The sequence below is a fragment of the Pseudomonas sp. GW101-3H06 genome, assembly GCF_059424605.1.
Genome location: NZ_JBWKZO010000001.1, coordinates 2,700,504 through 2,718,417 on the forward strand (window position 1 = coordinate 2,700,504; position 17,914 = coordinate 2,718,417).

A 17,914-nucleotide genomic window follows, 5' to 3' on the forward strand; every position below is an offset into this window, starting at 1 on the left:
CGGCCCGACTGAAGAATGAAGGGCAGATGATGAACAGCGTGAAGCCAACAATCCCCGCCATCGCGCTACAACCCGTCAACCCATGGCGCGGCACCGTGGCCGGTTTTTCCGCAAGTCTTGTAGGCATCGGCCTGGCGCGATTTGCGTATACACCGCTGTTACCGGCGATTGTCAGCGCTCATTGGTTTGACGCTTCCAGGGCAGCCTACCTCAGCGCGGCCAACCTGGCGGGGTATCTGGCCGGGGCGCTGTTCGGGCGTTCGCTGGCGGGGAAAACCTCAACGCGGTTCACCCTCAGGGCCATGATGCTGCTGGCCAGCATCGCGTTTTTCGCCTGCGCTTATCCCGTCTCCTTCACCTGGTTCTTCGCCTGGCGATTGCTCTCGGGCGTAGCCGGCGGGGCGCTGATGGTATTGGCCGCGCCGACGGTGCTCGCCCATGTACCCGCGTCTCGCCGAGGACTGGCGGGCGGGGTGATTTTCATGGGCGTCGGGGTAGGGATTGCGGCGTCCGGCACCCTGGTGCCGTTGCTGCTGCAACAGGGGCTGGCGCAGACCTGGCTGGGGCTGGGGGTGATTGCGCTGTTGCTGACCGCGATTGCGTGGCGCGGATGGCCGAGCGAAAACACCCAGGCGTCCAGCATCGCCCATCACCGTCGCCCACCTCCCAATGGCACCCTCAAGGCACTGTATATCGAGTACGCACTCAATGCCGCCGGCTGGGTGCCGCACATGATTTTCCTGGTGGATTTCGTCGCCCGGGGCCTGGGCCAGGGCCTGCAAACCGGCGCGCAGTATTGGGTGCTGTTCGGCATTGGCGCCACCGTCGGGCCGCTGCTGGCGGGCGTGTTGGCAGACCGGGTCGGCTTCGGTCGTGCGTTGCGGGTGTCGTTCATCATCGAGGCCATCAGTGTCGCGGTGCCGGCTTTCGGGCTCGGCAGCGTGTGGCTGATGGCGTCCAGCGTGATCGTCGGCGCCTTTGTCACCGGCACCGTGCCGCTGGTACTGGGGCGGATACAGGAAATTCTGCCCCGGCATCCGGCGCAACAGAGCTCGGCCTGGCAGACCGCCACGGTGGGATTCGCCTTGTTCCAGGCGGTCGCCGCCTATGGCCTGTCGTTCTTGTTTTCGTACAGCGGTGGCAATTACAGCCTGCTGTTCCTGATTGGAACCGCAGCCATGCTGATGGCCTTTGTCATTGATGCAGTGGCAGCGCTGCGCGGTGCCCAGCCCGCGGAGCACGTGTCCTCGTGAACTATGCCGATCGCAACCTTACTTACTGGCGTCGCAACCTGGCCGTTTGTGTGTTCGGTTCGTTCACCACACTGGTGAGCCTGAGCATGCTGTTGCCGTTCCTGCCGCTGTATGTGCAACAACTGGGCGTCACCGCTCAGGCCGATGTGGTGCAGTGGTCGGCCGTGGCCTTCGGTGCGACGTTTTTCGGCACGGCGATTACCGCACCGCTGTGGGGGCGGCTGGCCGATCGGTATGGTCGCAAACCGATGCTGGTCCGCGCCGCTATCGGCATGGCGGTTGTGATGTCGCTGATCGGGCTGGCGCGGGATGTCACCGATTTGGTGGTGCTGCGCCTGGTCGCCGGGCTGATCGGTGGCTACGCGTCTGCGTCCATTGTGATGATCGGCTCCCAGGTCCCGCGAGAGAAAGCGGGTTGGGCGCTGGGCGTGCTGTCGACCGGGGCCTTGTCCGGTAATCTGATCGGGCCGCTGGTCGGTGGATTTTTGCCGCAACTGGTGGGTATTCGCGGCACCTTTTTTGTCGGCGGCGCAATGATCGCGGTGGCGGCGATCACCACCATCGTGCTGATCCGCGAGGATTTCCAGCGAGGCACGGATGGCGCGCGGCGCGACAAGAAAAATCCGGGCGAGGGCGCCGGTTCCCGCTGGCCGATCATCGCCGCGCTGCTGATGACAGCGATGATGGTGCTGCTGGCCAACATGTCGATCGAGCCGATCATCACCGTCTACATCGGTCACTTAGGCGTCGCTTTAGACGATCAGGCGCGAATCGCCGGCGTGGTCATGGCCTGTTCGGCGCTGGGCAGTATTTTGACCGCCGCCAGGCTGGGGGCGCTGGCCGACCGCGTCGGCGCCTGGAACGTGATCATCGGTTGCCTGGTGATGACCGGCATCGTCATGGTGCCCCAGGCCTTCGTCACGCAGTGGTGGCAACTGGCAGTGTTGCGCGGCCTGATGGGCATGACCATCGCCGGGCTGCTGCCGGCGATTGCCAAGCTGATCCGCCAGTCGGTCGAAGAGCACAGCACCGGAAAAATTCTCGGCTATCTGCAATCGGCGCAGTTTTCCGGGCAGGTGATCGGGCCGCTGATCGGTGGGCAGATTGGCGCGCATTTCGGTTTGCACCACGTGTTCCTGGTGACCGGCGCGCTGCTGGTGCTGTGCGCCGGTATCAACGGCTGGGTAAAGCGTCGGCTTTACGCGGTGACGGCCGCTACAGTGCCACGGTAGCGGGGGGCAGGGCAGGGACGGCATCCATGCGCACGCTGTGCAGAAAACTGGCCAGCGCGCTGGAGAAGTAACCGTCGATGCGCCGCACGAACACGGTCTCCACTTCTGCCAGCTCCGGCGGCAGATCATGCACCGCCACCAATCCCTCGCGGGCGGCATTGGCCACGACCCCCCGGGGCAACAGCGTGACCCCGACCCCCGCCGAAGCACAGGCAATGATGGCTTCGATCGAGCCGAATTCCAGCGGTTCGGGCGCCAGCACACCGAGGCTGGTCAGCAGCGTATCCAGACGCTGGCGATAGGAACAGCCGATGCGAAACACCACGGTCTTGAGGTTCTCGACGTCGGCGACATCGTCCAGGCTGTGCAGGGCAGGTGAGGTCACCAGCACCAGCTCTTCGCGAAAGGCTTCTTCGCTGTGCAGTTCCGGGTGGTTGACCGGTCCTGCGACGAACGCGCCTTCGAGCTTACAGTCGATGACGCCCTGAATCAGGCTGCAGGTAGTGCCGGTACGTACCACCGGGCGAACCTCAGGGTAAGCCTTGGCAAACTGTGCGATCAGGTGAGGCAGGCGCAGGGCCAGGGTGGTTTCCAGCGTGCCGATTTCCAGGACGCCTTTGGGATGGCCGTCATCCCGGGCGGCACTCGAAGCATCGAGCAGCAACTTCGAAAGCCGCGCGGCGAAAGGCAGGATGCGCCGACCCGCGGGCGTCACCTGCACACCTTTGGCGCTGCGTTGAAACAGCGCCACGCCGAGTTCGTCTTCCAGCGAGCGAATCCGCGCCGAAACGTTCGACTGCACGGTGTTCAGCTCGCTGGCGGCCTTGTTCATGCTGCCGTGGCGCGCGACCGCATCCACCACCTTGAGATCCGCTACATCCATCGAACTCACCTATCTCATAAAGTAATAACTGATGATGAATTTACGGCTTATTCAAGATTACTGAAAGGGGAATTTGATGGATGTCAGGTTCACCAAAAACGATCAATTGAATCACAAATGATCATTTTACATGATCATGTGCCGGGCATAGGTTGAAGGGGCAACAGATACCGCAGCCAGTGGCGGATCGAGTCTTCGAGTCTGAGGCTGTGGAACAACAATAACGTAACCACTGCAACACGGAGTCAACGTGAACCATGCAACCGAATCAGCCAGAATTCGCAATCATCCCCGTTACAAGGAACTGGTCTCGCGGCAGCGACGATTCGTCGCCGGCCTTACCGCCGCCACCCTTGTCCCGTACTTCACGTTCATCCTCGTCGCCGCTTTCGCCCCTCATCTGCTAGCGACGAAGCTTTGCGCCACCAGCATCATCAACATCGGCTGGCCGCTGGGCCTGGTGTTTATCGTCGGCGCCTGGTTGTTCACCGGGCTCTACATCCTGCGTGCCAACGGCGAGTTCGATGCCCTGATCGCGCAAATCCGTGCGGGGGCCATCGTATGAAACGCATTCTGCAAAACCTCATTCTTCCTGTCCTGCTGAGCACATTCGCGGCGCGCGCCATGGCCGGCGATGTGTTGCAGAACGTCGAAAAACAACCGATCAACATCACCGCGATCAGCATGTTCCTGGTCTTTGTCGTGACGACCCTGGGCATCACGTACTGGGCCGCCTCCAAGACCAAATCCATGGACGATTTCTACAATGCCGGCGGCGGTATCACCGGCTTCCAGAACGGACTGGCACTGGCCGGTGACTACATGTCGGCGGCGGCGTTGCTGGGGGTCACCAGCATGATCTTCTTCAACGGTTTCGATGGCGTGCTGTACTCGATCAGCTTCTTCGTCGCCTGGCCGTTGCTGTTGTTTCTGTTCGCCGAGCGCATCCGCAACCTGGGGCGCATCACCATTTCGGACATTGCGTCTTTCCGCCTCGATCAAAACCGCATCCGCACCATGACTGCCTTCGGCTCGCTGACGGTGGTGTGTTTTTATCTGGTGGTGCAGATGGTCGGCGCCGGGCAGTTGATCCAGCTGTTGTTCGGCTTGCCATACAACTACGCGGTGATCGCCGTGGGGCTGTTGATGGCGGTCTACGTGACCTTTGGCGGCATGGTCGCCACCACCTGGGTGCAGATCATCAAGGCCGGGTTGCTGCTGTTGGGCGGGACTTTGCTGGCGTTTCTGGCGCTGAGCAAGTTCGGCTTTTCCTTTGATCTGCTGTTCGAGCAGGCGGTGGCCGCGCACCACGACGGCGAGCGGATTCTGCTGCCGAGCAAACTGGTGGCCGACCCGCTGTCGCTGATCTCGTTGTCACTGGGCCTGGTGTTCGGCACGGCGGGATTGCCGCACATCCTCATGCGTTTCTTCACCGTGCCGGACGCCAAGCAGGCGCGCAAATCGGTGTTCATCGCCACGGGCTTCATCGGTTTCTTCTACCTGATCGTCGCCGTGCTGGGCCTGGCCGCCATCGTCATCGTCGGGCAAGACCCGGCCTTCTACGAGTCCGGCAATCTGGCCGGCAAGCTGATCGGCGGCGGCAATATGCCGGTGATGCACCTGGCCAAAGCCGTCGGCGGCGATCTGTTGCTCGGCTTCATCTCCGCCGTGGCGTTCGCGACGATTCTGGCGGTGGTGTCCGGGCTGACCATGGCCGGCACCTCGGCGATCTCCCATGACCTGTATGTGATGGTGGTCAAGAAGGGCAAGGCCAATGCCAAAGATGAGCGTCGTGTATCGCGCATGGCGTCGGTGGGCATCGGCATCGTCGCGGTGGTGCTGGGCATTCTGTTCAAGGATCAGAACATCGCCTTTCTGGTGGCGCTCACTTTTGGTGTCGCCGCTTCGGTCAATTTCCCGATCCTCGTGCTCTCGATGTACTGGAAGGGGCTGACCACCCGTGGCGCGTTGATGGGAGGTGTCACCGGCCTGATCAGCGCGGTCGGCCTGGTCATTCTCTCACCGGCGGTTTGGGTCAAGGTGCTGGGCAATGCCGAGGCGATCTTCCCCTATGACTACCCGGCGATCATCTCGATGAACGTGGCGTTCTTCTTCACCTGGCTGGGCTCTGTCACTGATCGCAGCCATGGGGCAGGGCTTGAGCGCGAGCGATTCGACGACCAGTTGATCCGTGCCCAGACCGGGCTCGGGGCAGCGCAGGCCGTCAATCACTGAGACCTTCGCGTCCTTCCATTTCCTGATTTGCGTCACTCTGCAAAAGGAGTCAGCCATGCAACTAAGAGACAATGGCCTGAGATTTTCACCTGTTACCGTCGCACTGCACTGGGTCGTGGCGTTCTCGCTGCTGGGGATTTTCGCCCTGCAAGTGCTGATCGACTACGCGTCCAGCGCGGCACTGCAACAGGAATTCGGCAGGGTGCAAAACCTGCTGGGGCTGATGCTGTTCGTCGTCTCGACCTATCGGTTCTGGGCGCGGATCACCTCCTACCATCCGCTGCCGGTGGGCACACCTAACCCCATCGAAGTGATCATCAGCCGTTCGGTGGCGGTGTCGCTGGCCCTGGCGATGGTGCTGCTGCCCATCGCGGTATGGGCCTCGCGCTCGGCGGCGGGGGAGGTGCTGGAACTGCCCGGCGGCTTGTGGATTCCGACCTTCCTGCCCATCAATGATGCGTTGAAGCATGTGGTCGATGTGCTGTTCAACATCGGTGCCTCGGCATTTCTCGCCGGGCTGGCGCTGCACATCTTCGGCGCGGTCAAGAATCACTTTCTCCTGAAGAACAACACGCTCAAGCGGATGCTTGGCAAACATGTGGAGCTGTGAGTCATGAACGAATTCGATTTTGCCGGTAACGCCATTACCCGGCTCTGCGGTGTGAAGTATCCGATTTTTCTCGGCGGCATGGCGGCCATTTCCGGGCCGTCACTGGTCGGGGCCGTGGCCAATGCGGGGGGCATGGGCGTCATCGGCGGCCTGCGCCTGCCACCCTTGGCGCTGCGTCGCTGGATCCAGGAAACCCGCGCGCTGACTGACCAGCCTTTTGGGGTGAACCTGGTGCCGCAGTTCGGTGGCCCGGATGTGTTCGAGGCGCAGTTTCAGGTGATCCTCAAGGAAAAGCCCAAACTGCTGTCGTTGTTTTATGCCGAGAAATATTCCGCCGACATGATCCCCCGGGCGAAAGATGCCGGGCTGGTGGTGATGGTGCAGGCGGGGTCAGTGGAGTTGGCGCACATCGCCATCGAGCAGGGCGCGGACATCATCATCGCCCAGGGCAGTGAAAGCGGTGGTCACCTCAATCGCGGCACCATCGGCATCATGCCTTTACTGACCTCGATCCTCAGCGTTTGTGAGGGCCGGCCGGTGTTGGCGGCCGGGGGCATCACCCACGGTGACGATGTGCGGGCTTTGATGTCGCTGGGTGCATCCGGGGTGGTGGTGGGCACGGCGTTCATTGCCACCGATGAGTCGAACGCCCATCCGCTGTACAAGCAGAAGATCGTCGAAGCGACCACCGATGACACCGAGTACCGCACCGGCTATTCGTTCGGCTGGACCTACGGCACACCGCATCGGGTGATCCCCAACCGGGACAAGTGGAACCTGTTGCGCTTGATCGGCGGCGGTGCGCGGGCGATCGACAAGCCGCGGATGGCTGAAAAGTTGTCGCTGTATGCAGGGCAGGGGGTGGGCAAGATCCACAGCATCGTGCCGGCGGCCGAGCGGGTGGCGGAGCTGGCGCGTGGCCTTAAGACCGAACCGGACCGGCTTATTAGCGTCACTGACTACGTCGCGACAGGCCGGTTCCTCAATGAGCAGAGAAGGACACTCGGCTGGCAGTAATTCCTGTGGGCGCGAGCAGGCTCGCGCCCACAGGGGTTGCCGGTGTAGTTCAAGCCACCGCCGGCCGCGCAATCTGCTGCTGCGCCAATCCAATGAACGCACTCATGGCAGAGGTGATCATCGAGTCGTTGCGACGGATGAACACGGTCGAGACGTTGGCGAATTCCGGCGGCAGTGTGTGCCAGCGAATGGCATGGCGCACGCTGCAGTTTTCCGCGATGGCCTTGGGTAACAGGGTCACGCCCATGCCCGCCGCGACGCACGACAGGATGCCGTCGAGGGTACCCAGTTCCATGATCTGATTAGGCACCAGCCCGACCTGGTAGAACCAGTTCTCCAGGGTCGAGCGATAGAAGCAGCCTGTGCGGAACACCAACACCGTTTGCTGAGGCATCTTGTCCATCAGCGCCGGCAGCGATTCGAACTGGTTACTGCTCACCAGCACCAGTTCTTCGCAAAACACTTCTTCCTGGGCCAGTGCCGAATTCTGGTGGAAGCCACCCACGAACGCGCCGTCCAGTCGGTGGGCCTCAATCGCCTTGATCAACTCGATCGTGGTGCCGGTCAGCAACGACAACTGCACCTCGGGATATTGCTCGCGGTACTTGGTCAGCACTTGCGGCAAGCGGATGGCGGCGGTGGTTTCCATCGAGCCCAGCCGCAGCAGACCCGTCGGGCTGCCGGTGTCCATCAAGGCGCTGCGGCTCTCGTCGGTCAGCTGCAGGATGCGCCGCGCATAACCGAGGAAAGTCTCGCCCGCCGATGTCAGCACGACCCCGGACTTTTTGCGGATGAACAGCTCGCGATTGAGTTCGGCTTCCAGCTCTTTCACGCGCATGGTCACGTTGGACTGCACCGTGTTTACCTGCAACGCCGCGGCGGTGAAGCTGCCCAGCTCGGCCACGGCGCAGAAAATCTTCAGTTGGCGCATTTCCATGATCGTCACCATCCATCTCTAAAAGTGATTATGGATATATTTAACGATCACTTTACGGCTGTCGACAGGGGTTAGTAAAGTGGCCCAAACCGAATAATGAGCGCCGTTCGACTGATGACACTGACTACGAAAATCGACCACGTCTTCGCCGGCGGCCTGGGGGTGTTGCAGCCCGAGGGGCAACGCACGGGCATCTTCAAGCAGCGCCACGAAGGCCCCGTCCGCGTGGCACTGCACGGGATTGTCGGTGACCAGCACGGCGACACGCGGGTGCACGGCGGTCCGGAAAAGGCGGTGCATCAGTACGCGGCGCAGAACTATGCGCGCCTGGCACAGGCCTTTGCCGACAGTGCCCCGCAACTGGTGGCGGGTAGCCTGGGCGAGAACATTTCGGCGGTTGGTTTTTCTGAATGCAACGTGCATATCGGCGATGTGTTCCAGGTCGGCAGCACGGTGTTGCAGGTGTCCCAGCCGCGCAGCCCGTGCTGGAAGATCAACCACCGATTTGATGCCGAGCACATGTCGATGTTCGTCGCCAGGGAGCGCATCACCGGTTGGTATTACCGCGTTGTTCAGCCGGGATTCCTGCAAGCGGGAGACCGGATTGAACTGCTGGAGCGGCACACCGAACGGTTTTCCATCGACCAGTTCTGGCAGGTGCAGTTGTCGCACCGGCCGCTGATCGACGACCTGCGGGCGCTGGCGGCAATCCCTGGCTTGGCGGAGGACTGGAAGCGACGCCTGTCCGAGCGGGCGAAGTATCTTCAAAAGCGCGCTACAGACGTTTCCTGATTGCGCTTCAACCTTGTATCAAGTAGGCGCCGAACGGAACCCGATCCCGCAGCTTCTTGCATTTGCGGGGGGCGGGTTGATGCCCGGGCGGGCGATCAGGGAACCAGATTCGACATTTACCTGGAGGCGGCCAATGGCCGCGGGGAATCTCAACCTCATGCGCGGGCTCCGGGTTAACGGACGCCATTTGCAAACGCTCTTGGGCTACTTCTGCTTCACGGCGTCTTTTAACCTCCTCTTCCAACCCTTCCTGTACTGCAACAAGGCGCTCGTCGGCAATGGGTGGGCTGTTTGACCCTTGGGCCGTCTGCGCGGCCTGGATCAATTGGAGGTTGCGATTGCGCAACGCGATGTTGTTGCCAACCCGTATGTTGGAGCGTGCCGCCAGCGCTTCAGCCTGCTGGTACTGTCCCTGCTGAAGACGCAACACACCGAGGTAATGCAGGGTCGCGGGATTGTTCGGCTGGATGTGCAGCGCACGCTCAAGCGTGGCAGCGGCCTGGTCCAGGTGACCATCGGCATACTGCTGCGAGGCGGATTCAATCAGGGTGGTTGATGCGTTGTTGCTTTGGGTGGTGGCTTTTCGCTCGGCTGCGAACGAGCCAGGCGACATGGCAGCGTACAACGCCAGGAGGAGACCGGGCAGAACACTCTTGGTTGGCATCAGGGACGGACTCGGCTGGTTCAGGATGGCACTGTCACTGCACAGGCTTCCATTGCCCAGCGCTCACGGATGAAGGCGCTCCTATCGACCTGCTCTGCTCCTTGAAGTTCCCAGGCGAGCGGTAACAGGCATCGCAATCGCTAATTCATGATTTGTGATCCATAAGATCATTAATCATCATTTTACATGAATAAGCGACCGACCTACCTTGACTCTGCCAGGCGCACCCACATCCGCCTGGCACTCTCCCGACAACAAAAAGAGATGGCTCTTATCCACCACCAGGGGACACCCGCCATGAGCAACCAGCCAGCAGACATCGCACACTACATTCACGGCCGCGCGACACCGGGCAATTCCGGTCGCGCGCAGAACGTCACCAACCCGGCCACCGGTGCGATCACCGGCAAGGTGGCGTTGGCCAATGTCTCTGAAGTCAACGCAGCGGTGCAGTCGGCCGCGGCCGCGTTCCCGGCCTGGTCGGCGACGCCGCCACTGCGCCGCGCGCGCATCCTGTTCAAGTTCCTGGCGCTGCTCAACGAGCACCGCGACACCCTGGCGCAGATGATCACCCGCGAACACGGTAAGGTGTTCACCGATGCCCAGGGCGAAGTGACCCGCGGTATCGAAGTGGTCGAGTTCGCCTGCGGCATTCCGCAACTGCTCAAGGGCGACTACACCGAGCAAGTCTCGACCAATATCGACAACTGGACCCTGCGCCAGGCCCTGGGTGTGGTGGCTGGCATCACGCCGTTCAACTTCCCGGTGATGGTGCCGATGTGGATGTTCCCGGTGGCCATCGCCTGCGGTAATACCTTCGTCCTCAAGCCGAGCCCGATCGATCCGTCGCCCTCGCTGCTGATCGCCGATTTGTTCAAGCAAGCCGGGTTGCCCGACGGCGTATTCAACGTCGTGCAGGGCGATAAGGAAGCGGTGGATGCGCTGCTTGATCACCCGCAAATCCAGGCCGTGAGCTTTGTCGGTTCGACGCCGATCGCTAACTACATCTACGAGACCGGTGCCCGGCACGGCAAACGCGTGCAGGCACTGGGCGGGGCGAAGAACCACATGGTGGTGATGCCCGATGCCGATATCGATCAGGTGGTCGACGCGTTGATCGGCGCGGCTTTCGGTTCCGCTGGCGAGCGTTGCATGGCGATTTCGGTGGCGGTGTTCGTCGGTGATGTCGCCGACAAGGTGATGCCGAAACTGGTGGAGCGTACCCGCACACTGAAGATCCTGGAGGGCATGAACCTGGCCGCCGAAATGGGCCCGATCGTTTCGCAAGTGGCCCACCAGCGCATCACCGGTTACATCGAACAAGGCATCGCCGAAGGCGCCGAGTTGCTGGTCGATGGCCGTGGCTTTGACGGTTCGCAGGCAGGCGCGGGTTGCGCCGAGGGCTTCTGGCTCGGTGGCACGGTGTTCGATCACGTCACCCCCGAAATGAAGATCTATAAGGAGGAAATCTTCGGTCCGGTGCTGGCGTGCATGCGGGTCAAGGATTTTGCCGAGGCGGTCGATCTGGTCAACGCCCATGAGTTCGGCAACGGCACCGCGTGTTACACCCGCGATGGCCACATCGCCCGGGAATTCGCCAGCCGCATCCAGGTGGGCATGGTCGGCATCAACGTGCCGATTCCGGTGCCGATGGCGTGGCACGGTTTCGGTGGCTGGAAGCGTTCGCTGTTCGGTGACATGCATGCGTATGGCGAAGAGGGCGTGCGTTTCTACACCCGGCAGAAGTCGATCATGCAGCGCTGGCCGAACAGCATTGCCAAGGGCGCCGAGTTCGCCATGCCGACCGCCAAATAAGCATTTGTCGTTTTTCGGGTGGGGAGGACGTGTTGGCGCGGGCTGGCACGCATTCCGTATTTCCCGGGGGGGCGAGCTCCTCGCTCCCGGTTTTTTATAGAGGTGAATCGTCATGCCATTGCTCAAGTTCGACATCATCCAGGGTCGCAGCGACGAACAACTCAAGGCCCTGCTGGAGGGGACGCATCAGGCCATGGTCGAGGCTTTCGACGTGCCCGCCAGTGATCGTTACCAAAGCGTCACCCAGCACCGGCCGGGGGAGTTGATATTGCATGACACGGGGCTGGGGTACACCCGTTCGGGCAACGTGGTGTTGCTGACGGTGATTTCCCGGCCGCGTTCACAGGCACAGAAAATTGCGTTCTACCGCTTGTTGGCCGAGCGGCTGCAAACCGACTGCGATTTGTCCCCGGATGATCTGATCGTTTCGCTGGTCGAAAACATGGATGCCGACTGGTCGTTCGGTCGTGGTCGGGCGCAGTTTCTGACCGGGGAGCTTTAGTTTTTTTACTCATCACATTCAGGTGCTGACATGTCCAACCCTCTGTTGTCCCTTCTGAACATCGAACGGCCGATCATCCAGTCGCCGATGGTGGGTGTCTCTACTCCCAAACTCGCGGCAGCGGTGTCCAACGCCGGCGGGCTCGGTTCCATCGGCATCGGCGCGAGCAACGTCGAACAGGCGCGGGCCATGCTGCGCGAAACGGCTGCACTGACGGACAAGCCCTTCAATGTGAACCTGTTCTGCCACGCGCCTGCGGTTCAAGACAGCGTGCGCGAACGCCAATGGCTGAGTTTTCTCGCGCCATTTTTTGCAGAATTCGACGCCGCTGCGCCAACGTCATTGCGTGAGATCTACACCTCGTTCGTTGAAGACGACGGCATGCTGCAGATGCTGCTGGAAGAACAACCCGCCGTCGTCAGCTTCCATTTCGGCTTGCCGCCACAATCGGCCATTGATGCGCTCAAGGACGCCGGAATCGTGCTGCTGTGTTCCGTGACCAGCCTGGCTGAAGCGCAGCAGGCAGAACGTGCCGGTGTGCATGCGCTGGTGGCACAAGGTTACGAAGCCGGAGGGCACCGAGGGGTGTTCGATCCGCAACAGGACAGCGAAATGGGTACCTTCGCCCTGGTGCGCGTGCTGGCCGATGCCTGCCGGCTGCCGGTGATCGCGGCGGGCGGCATCATGGATGGCGCCGGCATCAAGGCCGTCCTGCAATTGGGCGCCAGCGCCGCGCAGTTGGGTACGGCGTTCATTTTGTGCCCCGAATCCTCCGCCAGCACCGCCTATCGCGAAGCCCTGAAAGGCCCGCGCGCGCATCGGACCCGGGTCACCAGCGTTATCTCCGGTCGTCCTGCCCGGGGTATGGTCAATCGTAACTTCACCAGCCTTGAGGCCAATGCCCAGGCGTTGCCCGACTATCCGATCGCCTACGACGCCAACAAAGCGCTGAACGCCGCTGCAGCGGCCAAGGCCAACAGCGATTTCGCCGTGCAATGGGCCGGGCAGGGCGCACCACTGGCGCGGGAAATGCCGGCGGCGGCACTGGTGAATTTGCTCGCCGCCGAAATGAACGCCTGACACTTGCCCGCAGGGGACTGGACTCAATCATTCGCCGTCCCCACCACCTCAACGATCCGCCGGGCAATGTGCTCGACGTGGGTCTCCAGCGCAAAGTGCCCGGTGTCCAGCAACTCGACAACCGCATTCGGATTGTCGCGCTTGAAAGCCTCGGCACCCGGTGGAATGAAGAACGGATCGCCTTTGCCCCAGATGGCCAACGTCGGCACCCGGGCATCACGGAAGAACTGCTGAAACGCCGGATACAGCTTCAGGTTGTGCTGATAGTCATAGAACAGATCGAGCTGAATGTCCTTGTTCCCAGGGCGCTCCAGCAGCAGGGCATCGAGGTAATACGCCTCGGGGGCGATGGCGTCCGGGTTGCTCACGCCTTCCACGTACTGCCAACGGGTGCCTTCCAGATGCAGGATGGCATCCTTGATCACCTGGCGATTTTCCGGGGAAGGGTCAGCCCAGTACTGACGGATCGGTGCCCAGGCCTCGCCCAGACCCTCCAGGTAAGCATTGCCGTTCTGGGAAATGATCGCGCTGACCCGCTCCGGGTGAGCCAGTGCCAGTCGCAGACCCGTCGGCGCACCGTAATCGAAGACGTACAGGGCGTAACGTTTGAGGCCGAGCGCGTCAACGAACGCCGAAAGGGTCTTGCCGAGGGCGTCGAAGGTGTAGACGTAGTCGCGCTCGGCCGGAACCTGGGTGAAGCCGAACCCCGGCAGGTCCGGCGCAATCAGGCGGTATTTGTCTGCCAGCAACGGTATCAGGTCGCGGAATTGATGGGACGAACTGGGGAAACCGTGCAACAGCAGCAACACCGGCGCATCCACCGCACCGGCTTCGCGATAGAAAACCCGGACACCGTCGGCTTCGGCGAATTGGTAGGCAACGCGGGTCTGTTGGGGCGATGGCATGGTCAATACTCCTGTAACTGATTAAATGTGATTATTGAGGTTACGTGGCTTTATTGTGCACGGCTTTTGTAACTGGTCAAATTAATTTTATAGGTTACAATTGCTGCATTGATTCCGGGATGAAATCCATGACCGCCACCGACGTAGTGCCTGATCTGCCTTCGCCTTTTGTCCTGGCCGATCATCCGGCGCTGGACTTGTTGAACACGCAGATGATGGTCGAAGGGCAAAAACGCGACCTTTTGCACAACGACGCGCAGGCCGCCCAATGGCTTGAACAGATCGGCCTGGGCCTGGCCGCGCAAGCTGGCAACGGTCGCTTGCTCGGTGAACTGCGGGCGCTGCGCGAGAGCATCGAAAGCCTGATCGTTGCCCGCCGCGAAAACCGTTCGGCGGATCCGGCGGCGCTGAACAGGTTCCTGCTCGTCGCTGTGCCGCAGCTGGTCTGGGAGCAACCGGGGGCGCCCAAGCTGGATCGCTTCCATCAACCGGACTTGATGAGCCAGCAACTGGGCAGGCTGGCCTACGCCGCCGCCGAGTTGCTGGCCGAAGGCGATTTCAACCTGGTGCGTAAATGCGAAAGCGCGGAGTGTTCGCTGATGTTTTATGACCGCACCAAAGCCCATAAGCGGCGCTGGTGCAGCATGGCGCTGTGCGGTAACCGGCATAAGGTTGCCGAGTTCCGCAAGCGCCGTCAGGGCGTGTGAACCGGCGACCGATCATGCCCCGTGATCGGCCGCAGCGAGGGAGGGGATAACGCTTAAAAGTCCACGGTCGCCGACAGTTTCAGCGTCCGGGGCTCACCCTGGGTCAAGTAGTTGTTGGCCGTCGAGGCCGAAGACCAGTACGCCTTGTTCGCCACGTTTTCGACGTTGGCGCGCAGGGTGATGTACTTGTCGTCGGCCTTGAAACCATAGCGGGCGCCGAGGTCGACGCGGGTCCAGGCCGGGATGCTCAGGGTGTTGGCCGCGTTCACGTATTCGCCGCCGGTGCGCAACAGGCGACCGTTGAGCGCTGCACCCTCAATGCCCGGAACGTCCCAGTCCGCGCCCAGGTTGTACTGGAAGCGCGGCACGCCGGCGGCGCGATTGCCGTCATTGAGGCCATTGGAGGTTTTCTTCTGTTCGGTGTCCATCCAGGTCGCCCCGGCCAGCACGCGCAAGCCATCCAGGGGTTCGCCGAACACGTTCAGTTCCACCCCCTTGTTCACTTGCTCGCCGTCGACGCTGAAGGTCGGCAGGCGCGCGCCGGCAACGGTCGAGGTCGAGCTGTTCGGCATCTCGATGCGGTACACGCCCAGCGTCGCGCCGAAACTGTTCCAGTCGAGCTTGACCCCGGCCTCTGTCTGTTTGCTGCGGTTAGGGGCGAACACTTCGCCGGGGTTGGTTACCCCGGTGGTCGGCGCGGTCGGGCCTTGTTGCAGGCCTTCGATGCGGTTGGCGTAGAACGACACATGCTCCCACGGTTTGATGACCAGGCCGTAGACCGGCGTGGTGATCGACTCTTCGTAATTGGCAGTGCGCGCGCCGCTGGTGGTGTTCCACGCATCGGCTTCGAGGGTCTGGCGGCGCACGCCGAGGGTCAGCAACACGCGATCATCAATGAAGCCCAGGGTGTCGGACACCGCAGCGCTCTTGACCCGGGTTTTGCCGACGATGCGCGGGTCATGGATATCGCTGCCAAAGTAGGTATTGGTCGGGCGCGGCACTTGCACCGGGTGGTACAGGTTGCCGTTCGGGCGGTTGGCCACCAGGATCGCTTCGAACGCCGAGCGCTGTTCGCCCCAGGTGCCGGACAAACCGAAGTTCATCTGGTGCGTGACCGGGCCGGTAGTGAAGTGGCCGTTCAGCCCGGCGATCGCACTTTTGTTGTCTTCGTCATGGGGCGAATAGAGAAAGCCGACCTTGCCGCTGCCGTCGTTGCCGACATACAGCGACGAGTACTGGCCGTTTTCCCGGGTGTGCTTGGCGCCACCACCGGCGTAAGCGGTCCAGTTGTCGTTGAGGTCGTACTCGGCGTTGACCATCCCGTAGGTGTCTTCCAGCTCCGACCAGGTCCAGTCCTGGGCGTAGTTGTCCTTGGCCGACGGTGCATGCGGGACCTTGGTGCCGTTGGGATAGACCACGGAGCGACCATTGTTGATGCGCTGTTTCTGATAGCCCAGGTCGGTGGAGACCCGCAGGCGTTCGCCGCGATAATCCAGGCCGATGGCGACCAGTTGCGAGTGTTCGGATTCGTCGTCGACGGCGGTGTCGCCACCGTGATTGGCGAGGTTGACCCGGGCGCCGAAACGGTTGTCTTCGCCAAAGCGCTGACCGAGGTCGATGTGCCCGCCGACCTGGCTGTCACTGGCGTAATCGAGGGTTACGCTGCGGGTCGGGAGATCCTGGGCGCGTTTGGGTACCAGGTTGACGCTGCCGCCAATGCCGCTGCCGGACGGCGCCACACCGTTGATGAAGGCGTTCGGGCCTTTGAACAGTTCGACGCGCTCCAGCGCCTCGGTGGTGATGATCTGCCGTGGCAATACGCCGTACAGGCCATTGAACGAAATGTCGTCGGTGGTCAGCGGCAACCCGCGAATGGTGAACACCTGTGAGAAGTTGCCGAAACCGGCGGACTGGCGCACCGAGGCGTCGTTGAGCAACACATCGCCCACGGTGCGCGCCTGCTGATCCTCGATGGTCTTGGCGGTGTAGCTGACCACGCTGAACGGCACGTCATTGATGTCGCGATTGCCCAATACTCCCAGGCGCGCCGACCGCGCCACCTGGCCGCCGGCATAGGTATCGGCCGCCGCGGTGTTTACGCCGTTGACCGTGGTCGCGCCCAGCTCCAATGCCGCGCCGCTGTCGACCTGCGGTGCCACGGTGTAGCTGTCGGCACCGGTGTTGATCAGCGAAAAGCCGCTGCCCTGCAACAACCGGGCGAAACCGGACTGCACACTGTAGTTGCCTTGCAGGCCGGCGCTTTGTTGATCATTGAGCAGGTTGGCATCGAACGACAGCAGCACCCCCGACTGTGCCGCGAATTGCGCCAACACAATGGCCAGTGAACCCGCGCCGATGGCGTAGCTGCGCGTGGCCGCGCTTTGCGTGGTGTCGGCAGCCAGGGCACTGTGAACCGGACCCATGGCGGTCAGCGCGATGGCCAGGCTCAAAGCGCTCAAGGGGAGGCGGGCGGGACAGACTCTGGAAAGGTACTGCGGCGATCTGGATGTCATGCGGCATGCCTGTGGATGCAAAGGAAAAATGAGAATTCCCCTACACACCGAACGACAGCGAAAAAGGTATCAGCGAAAAGCAAAAATAATGTCTGGCGACGAACCACGGCTGTGTATCTGAACGTATCTCCTTTGCCGACAGCTACTTGCGCATACAAAAACACGCTCTGCGCGACACGATCGCGATACACGGCGACCGCGTAATGGAGCTGCCCAAACGGCACTGCCCACAAAGCACCCCGCGCGCTTTTTACCCCGCGCTCATTGGAGAACTGCGATGTCTCGAAATAACAAATCCAAAACCGCCACCTTGCTCGGTGCTGCCTTCGTCGCCGCGACACTGACCGCGTTCGCCGGTCTGTCCCAGGCCCAGGAAACCAAACCAGCCGCCAACGCCGGCCAGGCCCCTGCCAAGAGTTGGCAGACAGGTATCAGCCGTACCGACCTGGTGCGCCGCGATCTTGATGTAGAAGGCCGTGAAGTCATTCAGGTGCGCGTCGATTTCGAACCGGGCGTCGTATCACCGAAACATTCTCACCCTGGCGTTGAAGTGGCCTATGTGATTGAAGGGACGTTCGAGTACGAACTCGAAGGTCAGCCAAACGTCATCCTCAAGGCGGGCGAATCCCTGTACATCCCGGCCGGCACCGCCCATGTCGCGAAGAACATCGGCAAGGAAAAGGCTTCGGAACTGGCGACCTACATCGTCAAGAAAGATACGCCGCTGCTGATCCTGAAGTAGTAAGTTCCTGTCGCACACCAACCCACC

General features: G+C 61.7%; 17 protein-coding genes. 12 read left to right on the forward strand and 5 right to left on the reverse strand.

What is annotated here, in order from left to right; all coding sequences use genetic code 11:
* The first annotated feature begins 29 nt into the window (after window positions 1-29).
* Entirely contained in the window at window positions 30-1,253 is a 1,224-nt protein-coding gene (locus AC07ZE_RS12425; protein ID WP_207267805.1) for a YbfB/YjiJ family MFS transporter, read from the forward strand.
* On the forward strand, window positions 1,250-2,485 hold the full coding sequence (locus AC07ZE_RS12430; protein WP_207264947.1) for an MFS transporter: 1,236 nt from the start codon (window positions 1,250-1,252) through the stop codon (window positions 2,483-2,485). Before AC07ZE_RS12425 ends, AC07ZE_RS12430 begins: the two co-directional genes overlap by 4 nt.
* Here the strand turns inward: AC07ZE_RS12430 and AC07ZE_RS12435 are convergent.
* Complete coding sequence (locus AC07ZE_RS12435; protein WP_207264949.1) at window positions 2,469-3,368, reverse strand: LysR family transcriptional regulator; 900 nt, start codon at window positions 3,366-3,368, stop codon at window positions 2,469-2,471. The genes AC07ZE_RS12430 and AC07ZE_RS12435 overlap by 17 nt on opposite strands.
* A 250-nt stretch (window positions 3,369-3,618) precedes the next feature.
* Between AC07ZE_RS12435 and AC07ZE_RS12440 the strand changes: the two genes are divergently transcribed.
* Genes AC07ZE_RS12440 through AC07ZE_RS12455 form a run of 4 tightly spaced genes read left to right on the forward strand, consistent with a single transcriptional unit; the run spans window position 3,619 to window position 7,230 of the window.
* Window positions 3,619-3,933, forward strand: coding sequence for a DUF485 domain-containing protein (locus tag AC07ZE_RS12440; protein WP_207264951.1), 315 nt, complete (start codon window positions 3,619-3,621; stop codon window positions 3,931-3,933).
* Window positions 3,930-5,603 carry a cation acetate symporter gene (locus tag AC07ZE_RS12445; RefSeq protein WP_207264953.1) on the forward strand — a complete coding sequence of 558 codons (1,674 nt, stop codon included), beginning with the start codon at window positions 3,930-3,932 and terminating at the stop codon, window positions 5,601-5,603. Before AC07ZE_RS12440 ends, AC07ZE_RS12445 begins: the two co-directional genes overlap by 4 nt.
* Window positions 5,604-5,658: 55 nt before the next feature.
* Window positions 5,659-6,213 (forward strand): cytochrome b, encoded by a 555-nt coding sequence (locus AC07ZE_RS12450; protein WP_207264955.1) that lies wholly within the window; start codon window positions 5,659-5,661, stop codon window positions 6,211-6,213.
* 3 nt (window positions 6,214-6,216) lie between these two features.
* Window positions 6,217-7,230, forward strand: coding sequence for an NAD(P)H-dependent flavin oxidoreductase (locus AC07ZE_RS12455; protein WP_207264957.1), 1,014 nt, complete (start codon window positions 6,217-6,219; stop codon window positions 7,228-7,230).
* Window positions 7,231-7,279: 49 nt separating this feature from the next.
* On the opposite strand, the gene AC07ZE_RS12460 is transcribed toward AC07ZE_RS12455, so the two are convergent.
* Window positions 7,280-8,167 carry a LysR family transcriptional regulator gene (locus AC07ZE_RS12460; RefSeq protein WP_207264959.1) on the reverse strand — a complete coding sequence of 296 codons (888 nt, stop codon included), beginning with the start codon at window positions 8,165-8,167 and terminating at the stop codon, window positions 7,280-7,282.
* A gap of 114 nt (window positions 8,168-8,281) precedes the next feature.
* Here AC07ZE_RS12460 and AC07ZE_RS12465 point away from each other — a divergent pair, with 114 nt between their 5' ends.
* Window positions 8,282-8,959 carry an MOSC domain-containing protein gene (locus AC07ZE_RS12465; RefSeq protein ID WP_207264960.1) on the forward strand — a complete coding sequence of 226 codons (678 nt, stop codon included), beginning with the start codon at window positions 8,282-8,284 and terminating at the stop codon, window positions 8,957-8,959.
* Window positions 8,960-8,966: 7 nt separating this feature from the next.
* On the opposite strand, the gene AC07ZE_RS12470 is transcribed toward AC07ZE_RS12465, so the two are convergent.
* A complete protein-coding gene (locus tag AC07ZE_RS12470; RefSeq protein ID WP_137806444.1) occupies window positions 8,967-9,623 on the reverse strand; it encodes a tetratricopeptide repeat protein in 657 nt (218 codons plus the stop codon).
* Window positions 9,624-9,920: 297 nt separating this feature from the next.
* Between AC07ZE_RS12470 and AC07ZE_RS12475 the strand changes: the two genes are divergently transcribed.
* From AC07ZE_RS12475 to AC07ZE_RS12485, 3 genes are all read left to right on the forward strand, one after another.
* Window positions 9,921-11,438, forward strand: coding sequence for a CoA-acylating methylmalonate-semialdehyde dehydrogenase (locus AC07ZE_RS12475; RefSeq protein WP_207264962.1), 1,518 nt, complete (start codon window positions 9,921-9,923; stop codon window positions 11,436-11,438).
* A gap of 112 nt (window positions 11,439-11,550) precedes the next feature.
* Window positions 11,551-11,940: a tautomerase family protein gene (locus AC07ZE_RS12480; RefSeq protein ID WP_207264964.1), complete on the forward strand. Its 390-nt coding sequence runs from the start codon at window positions 11,551-11,553 to the stop codon at window positions 11,938-11,940.
* 30 nt (window positions 11,941-11,970) lie between these two features.
* Window positions 11,971-13,020: an NAD(P)H-dependent flavin oxidoreductase gene (locus AC07ZE_RS12485; protein ID WP_207264966.1), complete on the forward strand. Its 1,050-nt coding sequence runs from the start codon at window positions 11,971-11,973 to the stop codon at window positions 13,018-13,020.
* Window positions 13,021-13,043: 23 nt separating this feature from the next.
* Here the strand turns inward: AC07ZE_RS12485 and AC07ZE_RS12490 are convergent, their stop codons facing one another.
* Window positions 13,044-13,925: an alpha/beta fold hydrolase gene (locus AC07ZE_RS12490; protein ID WP_207264968.1), complete on the reverse strand. Its 882-nt coding sequence runs from the start codon at window positions 13,923-13,925 to the stop codon at window positions 13,044-13,046.
* 128 nt (window positions 13,926-14,053) lie between these two features.
* On the opposite strand from AC07ZE_RS12490, the gene AC07ZE_RS12495 reads away from it, so the two are divergent.
* Entirely contained in the window at window positions 14,054-14,632 is a 579-nt protein-coding gene (locus AC07ZE_RS12495; protein ID WP_207264977.1) for a CGNR zinc finger domain-containing protein, read from the forward strand.
* A 53-nt stretch (window positions 14,633-14,685) separates the two neighbouring features.
* On the opposite strand, the gene AC07ZE_RS12500 is transcribed toward AC07ZE_RS12495, so the two are convergent.
* Window positions 14,686-17,145: a TonB-dependent receptor gene (locus AC07ZE_RS12500; protein ID WP_207264979.1), complete on the reverse strand. Its 2,460-nt coding sequence runs from the start codon at window positions 17,143-17,145 to the stop codon at window positions 14,686-14,688.
* Window positions 17,146-17,422: 277 nt separating this feature from the next.
* On the opposite strand from AC07ZE_RS12500, the gene AC07ZE_RS12505 reads away from it, so the two are divergent.
* Window positions 17,423-17,887 (forward strand): cupin domain-containing protein, encoded by a 465-nt coding sequence (locus tag AC07ZE_RS12505; protein ID WP_095195116.1) that lies wholly within the window; start codon window positions 17,423-17,425, stop codon window positions 17,885-17,887.
* The last annotated feature ends 27 nt before the right edge of the window (window positions 17,888-17,914 follow it).